Source organism: Psychrobacter sp. 1U2, from assembly GCF_051847575.1.
Map to the genome: position 1 here is coordinate 70,298 of NZ_JBPYDC010000001.1, position 20,104 is coordinate 90,401.

At 45.7% G+C, this 20,104-nt stretch carries 14 protein-coding genes; 4 read left to right on the plus strand and 10 right to left on the minus strand.

Features of this window, described 5'->3' with window-relative positions; all coding sequences use genetic code 11:
* The 7 genes from lpxK to rsmG all read right to left on the minus strand — a co-directional run bounded on the left by lpxK (position 1) and on the right by rsmG (position 7,571).
* Entirely contained in the window at positions 1–1,158 is a 1,158-nt protein-coding gene (gene lpxK / locus ACS8FD_RS00305; protein ID WP_439273902.1) for a tetraacyldisaccharide 4'-kinase, read from the minus strand.
* A 113-nt stretch (positions 1,159–1,271) separates the two neighbouring features.
* Positions 1,272–3,053, minus strand: a complete 1,782-nt coding sequence (gene msbA, locus ACS8FD_RS00310) for a lipid A export permease/ATP-binding protein MsbA (RefSeq protein WP_439273903.1) — start codon at positions 3,051–3,053, stop codon at positions 1,272–1,274.
* A gap of 198 nt (positions 3,054–3,251) precedes the next feature.
* The gene (locus ACS8FD_RS00315; protein ID WP_439241058.1) at positions 3,252–3,683 is read right to left on the minus strand and encodes an ExbD/TolR family protein; all 432 of its coding nucleotides are present in this window, start codon (positions 3,681–3,683) and stop codon (positions 3,252–3,254) included.
* A 60-nt stretch (positions 3,684–3,743) separates the two neighbouring features.
* Positions 3,744–4,481, minus strand: coding sequence for a MotA/TolQ/ExbB proton channel family protein (locus tag ACS8FD_RS00320; RefSeq protein WP_439273904.1), 738 nt, complete (start codon positions 4,479–4,481; stop codon positions 3,744–3,746).
* A 94-nt stretch (positions 4,482–4,575) separates the two neighbouring features.
* On the minus strand, positions 4,576–5,760 hold the full coding sequence (locus tag ACS8FD_RS00325; RefSeq protein WP_439273905.1) for a ParB/RepB/Spo0J family partition protein: 1,185 nt from the start codon (positions 5,758–5,760) through the stop codon (positions 4,576–4,578).
* 159 nt (positions 5,761–5,919) lie between these two features.
* Complete coding sequence (locus ACS8FD_RS00330; protein ID WP_439273906.1) at positions 5,920–6,699, minus strand: ParA family protein; 780 nt, start codon at positions 6,697–6,699, stop codon at positions 5,920–5,922.
* A 170-nt stretch (positions 6,700–6,869) separates the two neighbouring features.
* Positions 6,870–7,571 carry a 16S rRNA (guanine(527)-N(7))-methyltransferase RsmG gene (gene rsmG / locus ACS8FD_RS00335; protein WP_439273907.1) on the minus strand — a complete coding sequence of 234 codons (702 nt, stop codon included), beginning with the start codon at positions 7,569–7,571 and terminating at the stop codon, positions 6,870–6,872.
* Positions 7,572–7,781: 210 nt separating this feature from the next.
* Between rsmG and ACS8FD_RS00340 the strand changes: the two genes are divergently transcribed.
* The 3 genes from ACS8FD_RS00340 to ACS8FD_RS00350 all read left to right on the plus strand — a co-directional run bounded on the left by ACS8FD_RS00340 (position 7,782) and on the right by ACS8FD_RS00350 (position 12,618).
* A complete protein-coding gene (locus ACS8FD_RS00340; protein WP_439273908.1) occupies positions 7,782–10,508 on the plus strand; it encodes a Lon protease family protein in 2,727 nt (908 codons plus the stop codon).
* A gap of 238 nt (positions 10,509–10,746) precedes the next feature.
* Positions 10,747–11,880 carry a helix-turn-helix transcriptional regulator gene (locus tag ACS8FD_RS00345; protein WP_439273909.1) on the plus strand — a complete coding sequence of 378 codons (1,134 nt, stop codon included), beginning with the start codon at positions 10,747–10,749 and terminating at the stop codon, positions 11,878–11,880.
* A gap of 78 nt (positions 11,881–11,958) precedes the next feature.
* On the plus strand, positions 11,959–12,618 hold the full coding sequence (locus ACS8FD_RS00350) for a TerD family protein (protein WP_439273910.1): 660 nt from the start codon (positions 11,959–11,961) through the stop codon (positions 12,616–12,618).
* Between the two features lie 53 nt (positions 12,619–12,671).
* On the opposite strand, the gene ACS8FD_RS00355 is transcribed toward ACS8FD_RS00350, so the two are convergent.
* On the minus strand, positions 12,672–13,655 hold the full coding sequence (locus ACS8FD_RS00355) for an ion transporter (RefSeq protein WP_439273911.1): 984 nt from the start codon (positions 13,653–13,655) through the stop codon (positions 12,672–12,674).
* Between the two features lie 752 nt (positions 13,656–14,407).
* On the opposite strand from ACS8FD_RS00355, the gene ACS8FD_RS00360 reads away from it, so the two are divergent.
* Entirely contained in the window at positions 14,408–15,037 is a 630-nt protein-coding gene (locus tag ACS8FD_RS00360; protein WP_439274042.1) for an OmpW/AlkL family protein, read from the plus strand.
* Between the two features lie 258 nt (positions 15,038–15,295).
* Here ACS8FD_RS00360 and ACS8FD_RS00365 read toward each other — a convergent pair whose 3' ends face one another.
* Both ACS8FD_RS00365 and aceE read right to left on the minus strand, forming a co-directional pair.
* Positions 15,296–17,068 (minus strand): 2-oxo acid dehydrogenase subunit E2, encoded by a 1,773-nt coding sequence (locus ACS8FD_RS00365; protein ID WP_439273912.1) that lies wholly within the window; start codon positions 17,066–17,068, stop codon positions 15,296–15,298.
* Between the two features lie 38 nt (positions 17,069–17,106).
* Positions 17,107–19,923 (minus strand): pyruvate dehydrogenase (acetyl-transferring), homodimeric type, encoded by a 2,817-nt coding sequence (gene aceE, locus ACS8FD_RS00370; protein ID WP_439273913.1) that lies wholly within the window; start codon positions 19,921–19,923, stop codon positions 17,107–17,109.
* Between the last annotated feature and the right edge of the window lie 181 nt (positions 19,924–20,104).

Genomic DNA, 20,104 nt, shown 5'->3' on the forward strand with positions numbered 1-20,104 from the left:
TTAGTGAATAGTGAGATTATGAGTGGCGTTATCTATCGGCGCAGTATTGATACCTAACGCTTTGAGTTGTTGCTCTAGCGTTTGATAGCAAGCAGCGGATAGTTCTGCGCTCACAGGTAATACCCAAAGCCTAGCAGCTAGCTCATTCCAGTCATGATTAGACTTGGCTTCCTCGCGACTTGCGGATTGTTGTTGTCGCTTTTGCAGCCATAGCGCTTTTATTTTCACTGCATCTTTGCTAGTGACTACAATAGGATGCTCGGTATATTGCCACAGCTCAGTCAAGCTAAAATCATAATGATCAGGATAAGGGTGTTGGATAACTTTAAAGCCAAGCGTACTTAGGGTATCAAAAAACCGCTGCGGATAACCAATACCGCTAACGCCATGAACGCTACTGCCAGGTTTCGGCGCGGCTAGCTGACTGACGCTGTCAGTACCGTTTTCTTCTAATTCGTGCGCTAGTAGCGGCTTTAATGGACTAGGCTGCAAATGCATGGTTAATTCATTCGCCGCTTGCAGGCTACCGCTCAAGACCGGATCATCAAGTTTTTTGTGATAGATGACAGTGCTGTCTTTGAGCCGTGATAGCGGCTCGCGAAGATAGCCTACCGGCAATAACTGGCGATTACCAAAGCCGCGCGCAGCATCCACCACAATCCATTCAATATCGCGCTGCAAAGCATAATGCTGCAAACCATCATCAGCGATGATCAGTTGAATATCCTCATGAGCTTCAAGCAAAGTCGTTATCGCTTGCTCGCGATTCGGACAGACTGCCATAGCGACGCCAGTCGTGTTGACGATCAAACAAGGCTCGTCGCCGACAGCACTTGGCAGGCTATCTTTAGTCACCAGCGTTGGCATTTGCGTACTATCGCCGCCATAGCCGCGACTGATGACGCCTACTTTGATACCGCGCTGCTGTAAATAGTGCACTAAGCTGATAATTAGTGGCGTTTTACCACTACCGCCTACGGTAATATTACCGATGACCATAACCGGCACAGGGGCACGGTAGCTGGCCACCCATCCTAACTGATAGGCCTTGCGGCGCACGGCGGTTAGCAGTCCATACAAGCCGCTTATCGGTAGCAATAACCAAAGCCAAAGCGCCTTTCGCTGCCACGCATCAGTGATCAGAGTCTCTAATTTCATAGCACTAACACTACTCTTTATTTGTCATATCAGTCAGATATTCGTTGAGACAATTATCCTCTACCCTATTGCCAAAAATCTGTTCTAAATCAAAGAAATATAGCTGTGGCATACTATTCAAAATCACGCTCATACATCTGCGCGTAATAGCCTTGCTTTTGTAGCAGCGATTCGTGGGTGCCAATCTCAACGATACGCCCACCATCCATCACCGCGATGCGATCAGCGGACTCGATAGTGGTCAGGCGGTGAGCGATAACTAAGGTCGTGCGATCTTTCATGACATTATCGAGCGCTTGCTGGATATAATATTCCGACTCATTATCAAGGGCGCTAGTCGCCTCATCTAAGATCAGAATAGGCGCGTCTTTTAGCAGAGCTCGCGCAATCGACAAGCGCTGGCGTTGGCCGCCAGAGAGCTGCAGCCCTTCTGCGCCTATTTGGCTTTGATAGCCCTGCGGCATTTTCATAATAAAATCATGCGCAAAAGCATCTTTGGCAGCGCGTTCAACCTCAGCTTGGCTTTTGGTCGCCAAACTACCATAAGCGATATTTTCAAAGACACTCGTATTAAACAGTACCACTTGCTGATTGACCATCGCGATCTGCGAGCGTAGGCTCTCTAAAGTAATATCTTCAATAGGCATGCCATCCATAGTGATCTGACCTGAGGATGTCGCTAGTGTTCGCGTCAGCAAATTGACTAATGATGATTTACCAGCGCCACTGCGTCCGACTAGCGCCACCGTCTCACCCGCTTTTACCTCTAAGCTAAAGTCTTGTAGCGCCACAGTTGAGTCAGGATAAACCAAGCTCACCTTATCTAATTGCAAAGCACCTGAGAGCCTTGGGTTTAAAGTGCCAGTATCTTGCTCTTCAGGCTCATCGATAAGGGCAAATATCGACTCGCCAGCCGCGATACCTTTTTGCAATTTTTGATTGACGTCTGTCAATGAGCGTACCGGCTTACTTAGTAGCCCAGCTGCAGCAATATATGAGATAAACTCCCCTGCCGAAATGTTATTGATTACTTGAGGACGCAGCGCCAACCACACCACCACAGACATTGCCATTGCCATCAGTAGCTGCACCGCTGGGGTGTTAATACTGTTAGTCACAACGACTTTCATGCCTTGGCGTAGGTTTTTCTTCGAAGTCTTATCAAAGCGCTTGGATTCATAGGCCTGACCGCCATAGTTCTTGACCACCTGATAACCACCAATAACCTCATTGGTGATGTGGCTGACATCGCCCATCGTTTGCTGAATGCCTTTTGAGAGTTTGAGATAGCGCTTAGAGGCGATGCGTATCAGCCATAATATAGGCGGTAAGACTAAGAACAAAATCAGAGTCAAGCGCCAATTGCTATAAAGTAAAAAACCCACCAAAGCCACAACCGTCAGACCATCGCGTAATAAGGTTTTCATAGAGTCTGTACTGGCAGCAGTGACTTGCTCAACATCAAAGATAAGCTTTGAAGAGATAGTGCCGGCAGGATTGGCCAAATAAAACGAGCTTGGTAGCCGCAAAAGCTTATTAAAAACTTGTACTCGCAGCTCATAAACTAAGTTTCTGGACACTAGCGCTGAATAATAGTTCCCTAAGAAGCTCCCTACGCCGCGCACGAAGAATAAGCTAATGATCAGTAAAGGAAATAAATTTTGTTTGGCTTGATCGTTTTGATTGATAGCATCGGTGATGTACTGCAGTAGCTTCGCGATCCAAATTTCGGTAGCCGCATTAATGGCAAAACCAACGATAGTCAGTAATAGCGCCCACCAATATGGCTTTAAATAACGCAGTAGCCGCAGTAAGGTTTTATGTTTGGGCGGTGCTACTCGCTCAGGCTTAGCTTTAGCCTTATTATTGGTATGTGATAGGCGAGATTGGCTCATAAAAGCCCCAAGTTAAAACAAAATGAATTACTCTTACGAGAGCGGCTGAAAACTGCGACAAAGTATACCATCATGAGGGAGAGGATAGCTATGTCTGCAAAAGACTTCAGATCCAAGGTATGAAAGATAAAAAACTCAGGATAAGTGTTCTAATCACTCATTGATAGCGCTTACTTTATCTCTGTAGTCTTAAGTGTTCTACTGCGGTAGCGGTTGACCTAAAGGGACGACGGTGCTGATGTTAATATTCAAAAATCCCAGTTTGCCAGCGACATCCATCACTTGTACTACTGATTGATGAGTAGCATTTGCATCAGCAGCAATCACGAATAACAGCTGACGATTACTTCCCGCCTCTTGCTGAAGCAGACTGGTCAACTCCGCTGCATTGCTATTGGCAAGCGCTATGCCATTAACTAGATAACTGCCGTCTTCTTGTACCGCCACCTCAATACTCTCTTGCTGCTCTACTACTTCAACGCCTTCTGCTTCAGGCAAGATAATATTTAGACGACTGAAGTGATTAAACGACGTCGCAAGTAATAAAAATATAATTAAAAAGAGCAAGCAATCAATCATTGGCGTCAGATTAATCTCAAGCGGCTCGACAGTAGGCTTTCTAAAACGCATAGCAATCTCTTTGATAGTGCTAAGTAGTGTGAATATTTCAGTATTTGAGCTAATCTTTAACTAAGACTCTAAGCTAAAAGATTGGTGTAAAGGATGGTCATCGCTATGTGAGAGATTAGAACGCTCTGTTCCAGCTTTATTCGCTGCTAATAATGCTGAATCATAAGCTGAGTCATGAGCGACATTTAACAGTTTATAATCGTAAAGCTCTTGGATCATCAGCCCCGCTTCAGTCTCAAAATGGGCGTTAATATCAACGATACGCCGCTGAAAGTAGCGGTAGGCAACCAGCGCCGGTATAGCGACAATCATACCGGCAGCAGTAGTAATCAGCGCTTGTGAGACGCCAGCGGCCAGCAAGGTCGGATCTTGCATAGCGCCATCGGTAATGGCCAAAAATGAAGAGATAATACCTAGCACGGTACCTAATAAGCCTAATAGCGGCGCTATAGCCCCTATAGTGCCGAGCATATTGATGTTTTTTTCTAATTGATGAATCTGCACGCTCGCTCGGTTTTGCATGTGCATGGTCATAGAGTCAAGCCCATACTGGCGATAGAGCAAGCCGGTCGCCAATATGTCGCCTAGCGGGGTTTTTTCTTTGACATTGACCAGCTGAGTGCGCCCGATAGTACCATTCTCGCGTAAACGATTGATCAGCTGCTCGCGCAGTTTTATCGGTACTACCTTACTGAACTGTAAAGTACTACTACGTTCTATAATGATTATAAGCGCCACGACTGAACAGACGACGATGGGCATCATTAACCAACCGCCTGCTTTTACCAACTCCCACATAAGGCTTCTCTTTTTTTTGAGATTTTTACTGAGCTTTATTTGCCAGATAGCTTCTAGGAACTATTAATGACAGCATTAGAGGCTAGAACAAAGACTAGCTTTGCACATTTAAATGTTTGATTAGAGCGGTCAGCTCATCTTGATTGTGGAAGAATATCTCGACGCTACCTTGACCGCCTTTTTTGTGTTTGAGCTTAACCTCTGCCCCTAGCGCATCTGTTAAACGCTGGGTCAGGCGCTCGACATCGTGTGTCTGCGAGGCGTCTTTAGGCTTCGTGTTTTGGGTAGGCTGCAAAATAGACTTGACCAGCTTTTCTGCCTCACGTACCGTCATATTCCCATCAATAATTTTTTGGGCGATGATCGGCTGCTGCTTGGAAGACAAAGCCAAAAGCGTGCGCGCATGACCCATATCGAGCGCGCTATTTGAGAGATGGTCTTTGACCGTATCGTGGAGCTGATTGAGGCGTAATAAATTAGATACCGTCGTACGCGCCTTCCCTACTACCTCAGCGATCATGGCATGACTCATACCAAATTCAGTATGAAAGCGCTGAAGTGCTGCTGCCTGTTCGATAACGGACAAATCTTCGCGTTGAATATTTTCGATTAAAGCCAGCGCTATAGCAAGCTCGTCGGACAAGGCGCGCTCTATCGCTGGTATAACGGCTTTACCTGCCATTTTAGCGGCGCGCCAACGGCGTTCACCAGCGATAATTTCATGGGTGACTTCATCTGTACTTTTATCTTCGTTGGCGAGTAGCGGTCTTATCACAATGGGCTGCATGACGCCATGCTGCTCGATAGAAGAAGCCAATTCTGCTAGCGCCGTCTCACTCATATCGCGGCGCGGTTGATATTTGCCCGCTTGTAAGCGCTTGACATCTATTTGTACTAAGCTGATTTGATCTTCGGACGCTGTGTTATCCTGCTCATTACCGCGAGATTTATGATTGCGCGTTTTAGCAGTGTTACGAGTAGCACGCGCCGATCGTTTAGTTGACTGCAAGGCATTATCTTGATTGGCGGCTATAGATTTCGTCGCCGCTGCCACTTTATTGACCGTCACATCATCAGTTGTAAGAGTTGTAGCACTCTGATCTTTGCGAGCAGTGTTATCACTTGCAGGGTCCTCATTGGCGACATCGTTCTCAACATTAACGGCGCGCGCTGCCATGTCATCTTGCAATGCTGAGGCGGTGATTTGTTTTTCTTTTTTTATTGACCCTAATAAGGCATCTAAACCTCGATTGGCAGCCAATCCTCGTTTTTTCGCCATGATTCCTTATCCTCTAACGCTACAATAAAAACCAAATGATAATAATGAAGACACCGATACACTCTTTTTCGATGCCATCATTTACAAAAATACTGCTCAAGACTAAATGTTTTAAATCTTTATTTCTAACGACTGTTTATCTCTAACGACTTTGCAGTCTTAACTGCTTTGCTCGATGACTTCGTCAGCAAGCTTTTGATAAGCTCTAGCGCCTTTGGACCAACGCTCGTAAGCCAATACCGGTATGCCGTGCGCAGGCGCTTCTGCCAAACGAATATTTCTTGGAATATGGGTGCGGTACATGATATCGCCAAAGTGCGAATCTAGCTCTTGAGAAACGTCATTGGCTAGAGTATTACGCGCATCAAATAAGGTGCGCACGACGCCGCGAATATGCAGCTTAGGATTCAGCTCAGTCAAGCGCTCAATCGTTTGTGATAAATCGGCTAAACCTTCGAGCGCATAGTACTCGCACTGCATCGGGATAATCACCCCATCTGTAGCCACCAACGCATTCACCGTCAAAAGATTTAGGCTTGGCGCACAGTCCAAAATAATATAGTCATAAGCTTGGCTTTGTTGATTCGCTTGCTCTGCGACTAAGTCGCTCAGTGCTGATTTTAGCAGCTCATGGCTGTTGGTCTGACCCATCAAGGTAATATCCATACCAGCCAGCTCACGATTTGCCGCGATGACATCAAACCCTGCTGGGCTTTTAACGATTGCCTCTTGTAACGACACGCCATCGAGCAGCACATCTGCTATGGTCAGCTCAAGCTCGTTTTTATGCAGACCGGTACCGGTAGTGGCATTACCCTGCGGATCTAAGTCAATCAGCAAAACATGCTTACGCTTATCGGCTAAGCTTGCGGTCAAGTTCACAGCCGTCGTAGTTTTACCTACGCCGCCTTTTTGATTCGCAATGGCTATGATTTCCATACACTCACTCAATTTATTAGGTCTATTACTGATATTTATATCAAACTTTTTATCTTAATATAGTCTTGACGGTAAGGTAATATTCACCAAATATCGCCAAGCTGTTATTAGTAAACTATGCTGCCTTATCTTGATAACGGCTGTTTTATCATACACAAAGTGGCGACAGCTTAGACACTTTTATTGGATAATTCAATTAAATGTCGACTGTCATCCAAACGAGGCACGGTTAATTTGATAGTTTTTATCTGCCATGTTGGCTTTAGAGCTGATAATTCATCGGCACTAGGCGCTTTACCTTTCATCGCACATAGATAGCCTTGCTCCGCTAACCGCGGCTGCGCCACTGATACAAAATCTGTTAAGCTGGCAAAAGCCCGCGAGGTTACCACCTGATATTGTGCCTCATGCGCCTCAATACGAGCGGCGATAGGCTGCACGTTACTCAGGTCAAGTTCACTACTGATCTGCCTGATGAAACGAATCTTTTTTTGATTGCTATCGAGCGCTGTGCAGTGACGCTCAGGCTGACAAATGGCAATAATCACCGCTGGCAAGCCTGCGCCCGTACCGATATCCAACAAATCCCCGGCTGGTAAATGCGTTATAATGGCCAAACAATCGATAACGTGTTTGGTGAGTGCTTCGACAGGATCGGTGATGGCGGTCAGATTATACGCTTTATTCCATAATAAAAGCTGGTCTAAGTATAATAATAACTGGCGCTGCTGGGTATGGGTTAGCGTTAAAGATAACTGCTCAGTTGACTGTGCCAAGATACCTGCCAGTAGCGGCAACTGCGGTCCAAGCTTTGCAAATCCAGTAGGGTCAATGGTAGGGCTAGCGGACGAGGAAGTGGCAGAAGCTGACATATAACACGTTATCCATTATTTATTTGAACCGATTATTTTATCATGCACCTCAACGCTTGAATAGTTATAGATTGCTTCAATCTTGGTCATCTTATACTATCTACCTTATATTTAGTTCTGTTAGTCATGATTCCTTTCGCCACTTATCATTTTTACGCCTTACACCGTTTATTCACCAAATTTCTTTTATCTAGATGATTACTATACCTTATGATCAAACCGTCCACTGCTGCTAGCAAACCATCGCATCTCTCAAATCATAAAAATCATGATGAGGATAAAGCATCAACACCTCCCCATCCTGTATTCGCTGAAACCAAACAGCGCTGCCTGATCGATACCAAGCAGTTGAAGCGTTACACTCAGGCTAACCCCTTGCCTAAAGATACTCGCAGTGCGCCCCCCTTAGATATCGGCTTCGGTCAGCAGCGCGCCCTCAAAGCCTTGCAGACTGCGCTAGATATTGACGCTAGTGGCTACCATGTCTTTGCTGCTGGCGAAAATGGGCTTGGCAAACGTACCATTATCAGCCGCTTATTACGGCAAATCGCTGCAAAAGATCCCACGCCTAATGATTGGGTCTATGTCCATAATTTTGCCGATCCGCGTACGCCTTTGTCTTTGCGTCTGCCGGCAGGACAAGCTAAGCAGTTGCAACAACAAGTCAATAGCTTATGGCTACAGGCCAAAAAACGTCTCAGTCAGCGCTTTCGTAGCGACGACTATCAAAGCCAAATCGAAGCGATAAAAAATGCCGCTCACGAAAAAGAAAGCCATGCTTACGAGGCCTTAAATGCTGAAGGCAAACAATATGACTTAGCTTTGAGCTTTCGCGCCTCGGATAATAAAGCGGTATTTGTGCACCCTAGTCAATTATCAGCAGCTGCCGAAAGCCGCGCTGATGATGCAGAAGAAAATGAACCCAGCAAGCCTACGCAAGCCGAAAATAACAAAGGTCATTTCACTCACAAAAACCACATGCAAAAACGCTTTAATCAGCTGACCATCGCCTTAGAACAATTAGAAGATGAAGCCAACGACACGATTGAAACTCTACACCGTGATATCGCCCAGCGGGCGCTGCAGCCTTTATTTACTAAGGTACGTGAGCAATTTGCAAGCCAAACATCCGTGCTTGACTATTTGCAAGCGCTGTTAACAGATATGGTCGCTCACGCTCCGCACATCGTAAATGGTGATGATGAGGAGTTTGTTACCGCACTACTGGCCACCACGCCGAGTCGTTATGCGGTCAACGTTATGGTCAATCATCAGCCTAATAGTGGCGCGCCGGTGATATTTGAAGACTTGCCGACTCATTTGAACCTACTCGGTCATGTGGAGCAAGTCACTCAGTTAGGGACGGTGACAACCGATGTCAGCATGATTCGTGCCGGCGCGCTACATCGAGCTAATGGCGGCTATCTACTGTTAGAGGCCAGTCACTTGCTTGAGCATCCTTATGCTTGGCAAGGTCTCAAACGCGCGCTACAATCGCGTAAAATCAAGCTTTCAAGCCTTGAGCAGATGCTAACCTTAACCGGTAGCTTATCCTTAGCGCCTGCCCCTATCGATCTCGATGTCAAAGTTATCTTGCTGGGTGAAGCGGATCTATATTATGAGCTATTAGAGCTAGAGCCGGAATTTGATGCCGTATTTAAGGTGCGCGCGGACTTTCATGACGACGTCATTCGCAGTCAAGAGCATGAGCTCGCGCTAGTCGCGAAGATGGCCGATATTATCGATCATGCCAATCTTTATCCTTTTGATAGTCACGCACAAGCGGCACTTCTGGAGCATTTGAGCTTACAAGCAGAAGATCAAAACCGGCTTAGCTTACACAGTGATAGCTTGATCAAGCTGCTGCATGAATCCCATCGTCATGCGCGCTTAGATCATGAAACTTCTACGCAGCGAAACGTTAATGAAACAATCGTCAGCGCTGAGCATGTCAAGCAAGCCATTAGCGACATGGATGAACGCTCAGGCTACCTGCGCGACTTATACTGGGATGAGTTAAAAAACGGTCAGCAGCTGATTCAAACGAAGGGAGTAGCGGTTGGGCAAGTCAACGCGCTAACCGTCGTCAGTTACGCCGATAGTGAGTTTGGTATGCCTGCACGGTTGACGGCGGTGATTCAGCCTAATATTGGCGCAGGAGATATCTTAGATATCGAGCGCGATGTCGATCTAGGCGGCAGCTTACATGCTAAAGGTATGCTGATTATGACCAGCTATCTACGTGCGCTTTTTAGTCAGCATCATGCGCTGAACTTTAGCGCCTCACTAGCGTTTGAGCAAAGCTACGCTCATATCGACGGCGATAGCGCCACCGTGAGCGAGGCTTGTGCGCTACTATCAGCGCTCGCCAACGTCCCTATTAACCAAGCCTTTGCGATTACCGGTTCGATGAATCAGTTGGGCGAAGTGCAAGCCGTTGGCGGCATCAACGCCAAGATTGCCGGCTTCTTTGATGCTTGCCGCGAGCAAGCGCTAACAGGAGAACAAGGGGTGGTCATTCCTATGGCCAATATTAATCAGTTGATGCTGCGTGATGATATTATTAAAGCGGTCGAAGCTGGTAGCTTCTACGTTTATGGCGTGCGTACTATCAATGAAGCGCTCACTTTGATGACCGGCCTACCGATTGACACTCTCAATAAAAAAGGTCGCTATCATAAAGATACTTTATTTGGCAAAATCTTAAGGCGGCTTATATCCTGGGATGAGAGCCAAGCGGCAGATGAGCTGATCGAAGATAAAAAGGCCGACAAAAAAGCCAAAAAAAAGCGCAAAGCCAAACGTCAAAAAAAGGCAAACAAGCGCCGTGACGAACTTAACAAAAAAGGTGATAGCGATAATAACAACGCTAGACAAGCAGAAGAAGATTTAGAGCATAACGATAATGAAGATAGCGATGTCTATGACAGCCACTAAATAAGCGACGAGCCGTTTGAAGCAGATGAAGATTGGCAATCGTCCCTAGACGCTAGTGACGTTTTCTGCGATGATAAAACACTTTAATTAAAGCGTATTGATTCAAGCAAGTAAGACAGATTAAGCCTATAGTCTATATTGAGACTCTTGCTGTTACTCGTACCGATACTCATGACGATATTGGGCTAAAGCTTTAATCTTAAGATATCCAAACTGACTTTATATAGGTTATCAGCCAATGACTGCGCAAAATACTCAGGCGACCGACATCATAAAGAATATGAAACAATCACTGACCGATTCTGAATCTGTCGATGTAGCTAGCGATCTTGCATCAGAGGCAGCGCTTGACTCGGTAGCTAGCCGTCATGGCGCCGCCACCACCGCGCGTCAGTGGCAAGTATTATCACAGCTTCAGCGCAATCGCTGGGTCGGTACGACTCATATTTATGAGCAGCTAAAGTTAGCCGGATTTGATATTAGCTTGCGTACCGTGCAGCGTGATCTCAACGCCTTGGCCAAGCGCTTTCCCATTGAGAAGAACAACGCCAATCCGCAAGGCTGGCGCTGGTGCGATGATGCGCCATTACAGAGCTTACCGCATATGAACCTATCGCAAGCGGTCGCCTTCAATATGGTCGAAGCCAATCTGACCCAGCTGCTACCACCTGCTATCTTAGATGAGCTGTTTCCTTGGTTTGATTTAGCACGGCGACAGCTAAAAAATAGCAAAGTCACCCACTCTTGGATCGACCGGGTGCGTATTGAGCCGGCTACTCAGCCGCTAATCGCGCCACCTATTGACATAGAGAGTAAAGATAACATCTATCATGCCCTATTTTATCAACAACAAATCAAAGCTCATTATACGCGTAGCAATAAAAATGAGGCTAGCGAATACATTTTAAACCCTATCGCCATTATTCAGCGCGGGGTTATTATCTACCTGCTGGCAACGCGCACGGATGACCCTGAGCTCATTATTCGTACCTTTGCTCTGCATCGTTTTGCGAGCGTTGAGATCCTAGAGACAAGTGCTGTAACGCCTGAGGATTTTTTATTAGATAGCTATCTAGATGCTGGCGGTATGGGCTTTACTCATCCTTTGCTCAGTCAGTTGCCCGATCATGGCAAAAATACCGCTGTTGAGTTGACCTTCACTAGACGGGCGGGTAAAAGTTTGACTGAAAGCCAGCTGAGTGAAGATCAAACCGTCACTATCAATGATGACGATACTTTGAGCGTAAACGCTACCGTCAATATGACCTCGCAATTGGTCTGGTGGCTGCGCGGCTTTGGTGACGGCTTACTGGCTGCCAAACCTGATCTTCTGCATGAAGTGGTGTTAGGAAAGACTCATAATCCGCTATAAGCTATTAAGCTCAACCTATTAGAACAAACCTAATCAGCTAAAACTATAATCTTAAACTGCCGTTATTGAAGGAAATTTATGTCAGCCTCTACCCCATCATTGCCTTTATCAGAGAGCTTAAGTGCTCTTGGTTTCGCTACGGATAGATTGTTTTTTGCGATGAACTATCAATTCACTCCGCCAAAAGCAACCGGACTGAAAAAACGGCTCAAACAAAATGATAAAGCTATCGATGTCGATATCGCCTGCGTGCTCTATGATAATAATTGTGTCATAGATGACATCGTTTGGTTCAAGCAGCTGCGTGATAAAGCGGAGTCAGTACGGCATCAAGGCGATAGCTTAAATGGCAAAGATCGCGGTGAGCAAGCCCTTTATCATGCGCCACTAGATCAAGAACAAATCCGCCTATATTTAGATCACATTCCCGCTCATATTCGCCACGTGGCTATGATTGCCCATTCCTACAATGAACAACCGCTTGCAGGCGTAGAAGCAGGTGAGATGCATTTGAGTGACGACGAATACAACCGAGCTTTTACCGTCGATCTTAAACATCTGCCACGCGACTGCTACGGACTTTGGGTCGCAAACTTGCGCCGTGAGGTGGACGATTGGTATCTGACGGTACAACAGCTGCCTTTAAACGCTGAAGACATCGAAAAATTGGCGCAGCAAGTTGCTCACGAACTAGCCCGCGCGCTACCGATAGCTCAGCCGACTACATCTAGCCTTTAGATATAGATAATTAGATGTAAAACTGTCATGGTGTTTAACGCGCTACGTAGCCGTTAGCGTAACGACTCTCCGCAGTGTGGGCAGAAGTTTTTTGCTTTAGACACTTCTTTTTCTCGGCGCTCAAGCTCCTGCTCACGCAACACTTGTAGCACAATATCTTGCGCTTGCTCTCTATCAAGTCCCAACTCGCGGCGGATTTTGTCGATCATCGTCTGATTTTGTACCAGATCAAAATCACTCTCAATCAGCTGCTCGCGAAAGTCTTGTTCTAGCTCATCACGGCGCTGAGCCAGCTCGTTAGCAAGACCTGTTGCCAAAATACCTGCCGGTAGCGCCGCCAAACCTACCCCTAAGATAGTAATAATAGCGCCTAGTATTTTACCGGCGTTGGTAATCGGCGTCACATCCCCGTAGCCGACCGTCGTTAAAGTCACAACCGCCCACCACATAGCTTTGGGTATTGACTCAAACTCCTCTGGCTGCGCGTGATTCTCAACCAAATAGATACCACTGGATGCTGTCACTATCATAATGATTAAAATGAAGATGACCGCTTGGAATGAGCCTTTTTCTTTACTGATAACGACGAGCAAAATACGCATTGAAGCAAAATAGCGTGTGAGCTTCAAAATACGGAATAAGCGCAGTATTCTTAAGAAGCGCAGATCGATAGTCACAAAGAAGTTTAAGAAGGCCGGCGCAATCGCAACCAAATCGATTAAAGCAGAAGGACTTTTTAGCCACTCCCAACGTTGACGCCAAGTCGTATTATCGGGTTTGGCCTCAGCGACGCTCCACAAACGTAATAAATACTCTATCGAAAACACCACGATTGAGAAGTTTTCAAATAAAGTAAAATACTCCTGATAAGGGTAATACCATTGATCAACAGACTCAGCAATCACTGCTGTGACATTGGCCATGATCAAGAAAATTAAAAAGTAATCAACACTACGGCTAAATAGCGTGTCATGTTCATCATTTTGCAACACATTGTAAACGAAATGACGTAATTGCCGAATGGGATGAAAGGCCATGCTGATCCTTTTAACAAGAGCGATAATTAAATAAAGAGGAGAGGTTACGAATTATAAAGTTTACCACTCTAAACGCTCAGCTGATATTTAACAAAACAAATTCATGAAAAATAGCGACTATTCTAATTAAAAGTAGTGAGCTTATAAGATCCTCAAAGCTTATGGAAGCTGATATAGGATAACGAATCCACAGAACTAACAAAGACAATTTGCCTATATCGATAGCGCATAATAGCTATAAATGAGCGCCAGCAGCAATATGATTATAATAACTAAACCTAGTTGTAGCGCGCGCTGCTCTATAAACGAGCTGCTATTACTACTATCAGAGACTAAGGTTAGACCGCACTGAGGGCAGCTATTACTCGTCTCATTTAAGATCCTCATTGACATCGCCTTGCTGCAACGAAGCGGCGAATTACTACAATAGCCTGTCATACCTCCCTCCTTATCTCAAAATCTCTAACAGCACTTTATCTCAATCTCTTGAGCATCATTATTTCTCTACCCTCATCATCTATTTGTTTTTGCTATTTTTATATTTAATACTCGTATAAATCCTTCGAGAACCTGTCTCTAACGCATAATATATTGCTAGAATATTTTAATTCACTACTCTTTGTAGGGTTTTTATATTATAATAAATACAAGATAAACACTTTATCTTATCACTGTTACATAGGATATCAGAACTGGTGTCATCCCTCACCAGTCGTACGCTGATACTTACTAATTCTCTCAAGGATCAAATGATGAAACTACAATCCCTAGTTTTAGCTGCTGCTACTGCCCTCACTATGACTTCTGCCTTTGCTGTACCTGCTGGTACTTGGTCTGTCGCTGCAGGCGCTCACATGGTTGACCCAAAAAGTGACAATGGTTCGCTGGCGAACGATACATTATCTGTAGAAGTTGACGATGATATCCGCCCTACTGTCAGTGGTGAGTACTTTGTCGCGAACAACGTCGGCATTGAATTACTAGCTGCTATTCCGTTTCATCATGACTTTACTTTAACTGATGCCGCTGGAGTAGAGATCGAAGGTAAAACTCAACATCTCCCCCCTACTTTATCTGTACAGTACCATTTTGATGGCTACAATATGCCAATGAACATCAAGCCATTCGTTGGTGTTGGTGTCAACTACACAACTTTCTTTAAAGAAAGAGTAAATATCAGTGGCGCTGATTTAGACCTCGACGATAGCGTAGGCGTTGCAGGACATATCGGTCTAGACATTCCATTTGCACCAACAGAGTCTTTCCGTATTGATGCGCGCTACATGGATATAAAAACTGATGCTACTTTAAATGGTGATGATATTGGTGAAATCGACATTAGCCCTTGGGTATATGGCGTAGCACTCGTTAAACAGTTCTAAGATAGCCAGTCTGTCCTACCAAAGACGTTAGAAAGAGCCAGCTTAGTTGCTGGCTCTTTTGTGTTTTAGATTTAAACAAATTACTATAGTGAATCCTAAATAAAAATTGTACAGCTATAGCAGAGTGCTACTGTATTTATTTTATAGTGGATCGGCTATAGCTAGAGTTTGAATTGGTTTTATAAAAGCAACCCGCATAAAAAAGACCGTCCTTAGACGGTCTTCTAAAAATACTAATAAATACTCATTAGCGTCTAACTATAACAAGATACGGCGTGGATCAGCTAGTAAGGTGGTAATGTAACGGGTAAACACCGCCGCATCAGCGCCATTAATCACCCGGTGATCATATGATAATGATAATGGTAGCATCAGACGCGGCTCAAAAGTTTGCTTACTCTCATTCCAGCGCGGCTGCATACTTGCCTCGGAGACGCCTAAAATACCCACTTGTGGCCAGTTTACCAATGGCGTAAAGGCTGTACCGCCCAAATTACCTTGACTGGAGATCGTAAAGCTCGCCCCTTGCAAGTCTTTAGTGCTAAGCTTTTTGTCGCGGGCCTTACCGGCTAGCTCGCCGATTTCGATAGCAATTTGCTTAAGACCTTTGTCCTGTACATTTTTAATTACTGGCACAATAAGACCGTCATCGGTTGCCACTGCGATGCCCATATTGACCGTCTTACGGATGATAAGTTGCGTATTATCATCGCTCAAATGGCTATTAAAACGAGGGTACTGTGTCAAAGCATAAGCGGTGGCTTTGACAATAAAGGCCAAAATCGTAAAACCGATACCTTCTGCTTTCATCCCGCCTTTTAACTCACCGCGTAGCTTTTCAGTTTCGGTAATATCAGACAGATCAAACTGCGTCACTTGCGGTAAGTAAGTATTGTAATTGAGCTGCGGAATCGAGACTTTTTGCAGACGGCTTAGATCTTCTACTTCAGTCTCGCCCCAAATCTCTACGTTACTCATATCCGGCAAGCTTGGTAGACTTGTCTGCGTTGCACTACCGCTATTCGTTGCCGCTTTTTGCGTGGTCAAGCTATTCTTCACATGCGCAAATAGATCCTCTTTTAAAATACGATCATTCAGCGCTGAGCCGGATACTTGGGTAATATCTACGCCTAATTGCCGCGCAAGCTTACGCACGGCAGGACCTGCGTAAACCTCAGTCAGCTTTTCATTAACTTGCGCTTCGGTCAGTTTATTACTTGCGCTTTTTGAAGCAGCTTTACTATCCGTAGCGGCATCCGTTTTTGATGGCGATGCGGCTTGCTTAGGCTCACCACTTGTTTGCTTCTGCGGCTGTTTTAACTCACCTTCTGACTCCTGTGGTTTGGAATTCTCAGGCTCAGATGCTTGATTATCCGCGGCCGGAGTATCAGATGTATCAGCGTTACTGCCGATAATCACGATAAAATCTTGGCCATTTGCGACCATATCACCTGCTTGTACGAGGATCTTCTCAATCGTACCGGACTCGGGTGCGGGCACTTCGACTGAGGCTTTATCAGACTCGATGAGTAAGATAGAGTCATCAGCAGTGACCTTATCACCAACGCTGACCATAATCTCTGCCACTTGCGCTTCTTCAACGCCTAAGTCTGGCAAAGCGTGAGTCGTCGCGCTGCCGATATTTTTCTTAGGCTCAGAAGCATCAGCATTATCTTTTGTCTGCTGCGCTTGCTCACTCTTTGCGTCCTCAGCTTCTGTAGACTTACTGTCTTCTGTATCAGCTTCAGACGGTTTCTGCTCATTTTTAGAGCTGTCATCAGGCTCATCAGCTGCTTCACTATCAGCGTCACTATCGACCTCAATGAGCACCATTCCTTCGCTAACTTGATCACCGACCTCAACACTGATTTTGCTCACTTTACCAGCAGCAGAGCTAGGCACTTCAAACGACGCTTTGTCAGACTCTAATAAAATAATATTATCGTCTTTAGCGATCACATCACCGACTGCTACCATGATTTCACTGACTTCGGCGCTCTCAACACCTAAATCGGGGGCTTTAATATCCATCCTAATTTCTCCTTATTATATCGTCACATAGTTGTGGGCTATTCTTTGATGTCATCATCGTTTAGCAATTCGGCATCGGCTTGATCTTCGGCGCGGCCTTCGCTAGAGATTTCATCATCATCTTCACCGACAAAATCAGGAACAGGATTTGGATTGACGTTATCAGGTGCAGGTGCATCTGGGAAATGATCATAATGGGGCTGTTGCTGCCAAGCAGGCGGCTGATCGACTTCGATACCGAAGCTTGAAATTGCGTCTTTGACTAAGCGCATCTCAACCTCTCCCTCGTCTGCCAAGCGCTTGAGCGTCGCCACCACGATATGAGCGGCGTCAACGTTAAAGAAGCTACGCAGCTGCTCGCGAGTATCTGAGCGACCATAGCCATCCGTACCTAAAGTGATATACGGGCGGTTATCTGGTAGCCAAGCTCGGATCTGCTCAGAATAATTACGCATATAATCTGTGGCAGCCACGACGATACCTTCATGCGGGGCTAATTGCTCTGTCACCCAAGAGACCTTCTCTTCCTCTTGCATAGGATGCAAGCGATTGTAGTCATCACAGGCCATGCCATCACGAGTCAGCTCGTTGAAGCTGGTCACGCTCCAGACGTTAGCGGTAATATTGAATTCATCATTAAGGATCTGCGCCGCTTTTTGTACTTCACGCAATATTACTCCTGAGCCTAATAGCTGCACTTGGCTTGAACCATTATCCTCAAGCAAGTACATCCCGCGCTTAATACCTTCCTCGCAGCCTTCTGGCATCGCTGGCTGCTCATAATTTTCGTTCATCAGCGTTAAGTAATAATAGACGCGCTCACCCTCGCCATACATCCGGCGCAGACCATCATGCATAATGACGGCTAGCTCATAACCAAAGCACGGATCGTAGGTGACGCAGTTAGGCACTACGCCGAATAAAATCTGTGAATGACCATCTTGATGCTGTAAGCCCTCGCCGTTTAGCGTAGTACGGCCGGCGGTTGCGCCTAGTAAGAAGCCTTGCGCTTGACAGTCGCCTGCCGCCCAAGCTAAATCACCGACGCGCTGAAAACCAAACATCGAGTAGTAGATATAAAGCGGAATCATCGGCAGAGCATTGACTGAATAGCTGGTCGCTAGTGCAATCCAAGTACTCATCGCGCCCGCTTCGTTGATGCCTTCTTCTAGCATATGGCCATCGATCGCTTCTTTATAGCCCATGAGCGCTTCGCTATCTTCTGGCGTATATTTCTGTCCAGAAGCCGAATAAATCCCTAACTGACGGAACATTCCTTCTAAACCAAAAGTACGCGCTTCATCAGGAACGATAGGCACGACGCGGTCTTGGATATCTTTGTTTTTTAGCATAGCCGATAGCAGACGCACAAACACCATCGTCGTTGATTGCTCTTTGCCTTTACTGCCCTTAAGCACACGATCAAAGATAGATAAATCAGGAATATTAAGCGGGATATGACCACTACGGCGGTTAGGCAGATGTCCGCCTAACGCTTCACGGCGACCTTTTAGATACTTCATCTCCGCCGAGTCTTCTTCTGGCCGATAAAAAGGCAGCGTCTCTAATTGCTCGTCAGTAAACGGCAGATCAAAACGATCACGGAAATACATCAACGACTCATGATCGAGTTTTTTGATCTGATGCGATTTGTTTACCGCTTGTGCTTGAGTGGATAAGCCATAGCCTTTGACGGTCTTGACTAACACCACGGTTGGCTGACCTTTGGTCTTCATGGCTTCACTAAAAGCGGCGTAGACTTTTACAGGATCGTGACCACCACGGTTTAAGCGGGAGATATCCTGATCTGATAGCTCATTCGCCATCTCCTCAAGCTCGGGATATTTGCCAAAAAACTCTTTACGGACAAAGCTTGGATCACGCGCTTCGTATAGCTGATATTCGCCATCAACCGCTTCTTCCATCCGATGTTTGAGCACACCAGTTTCGTCTTTATCGAGTAGATTATCCCACTGACCACCCCAAATAACCTTGATAACGTGCCAACCGGCGCCGCGAAATACCGATTCTAGTTCTTGAATAATTTTGCCATTACCGCGCACTGGGCCATCAAGACGCTGCAAGTTACAGTTGACCACCCAAATGAGGTTATCAAGCTTTTCACGGCCAGCAAGGGAGATAGCGCCTAAACTCTCTGGCTCATCTGTCTCACCATCACCTAAGAAGGTCCAAATCTTGCGACCTTCCGACTCAAGCAAGCCGCGGTTTTCCATATAACGATGCACATGCGCATGATAAATGGACATAATGGGGCCAAGACCCATAGACACTGTTGGAAACTGCCAATAGTCCGGCATCAAATAAGGATGCGGGTAGCTTGACAAGCCTTTGCCACCCACTTCACGGCGAAAATTCTCTAATTGATCCTCATTCAAGCGACCTTCTAGATAAGAGCGAGCATAAATACCGGGCGCGGAGTGACCTTGATAATAGATCATATCGCCACCGAAGTGATCGCTTGCCGCCCGGAAGAAGTGGTTAAAACCCGTCTCATAAAGCGTCGCACTAGAAGCGAATGTCGCTAAGTGACCGCCCAAATCATCGTCGTTCTTATTAGCGCGCATCACCATAGCTAGCGCGTTGTAGCGAATGAGCGCTCGAATCTTACGCTCTATTCCCAAATCGCCGGGATACATCGGCTCATCTTCAACAGCAATGCTATTAATATAAGCGGTGTCCAAACGGTTAAACGGTAAGCCTTCTTGTACCGACATATTATAGAGCGCTTTTAATAAAAACTGAGCACGGTCTTTATCGGCATGCTTAATCACCGATTCAAACGCATCTAGCCATTCCTGTGTTTCGGTGCTATCGGCATCCTTGTAATAATTCATCTTTATTTGTCCTTTTTATGAGTAGTTCCTGTTTACGACAGGATAGGTTATGTCGCTTAAAAGCAAGGGTGAGATTTATGAGTTATAGAAAGCAATGTTAAAGCCTTCATTTAAGGTATCTATATTACTTTATGTATAACCGTTATTCATTAAAATAATGAAGAAACAGATAATTTTGCAA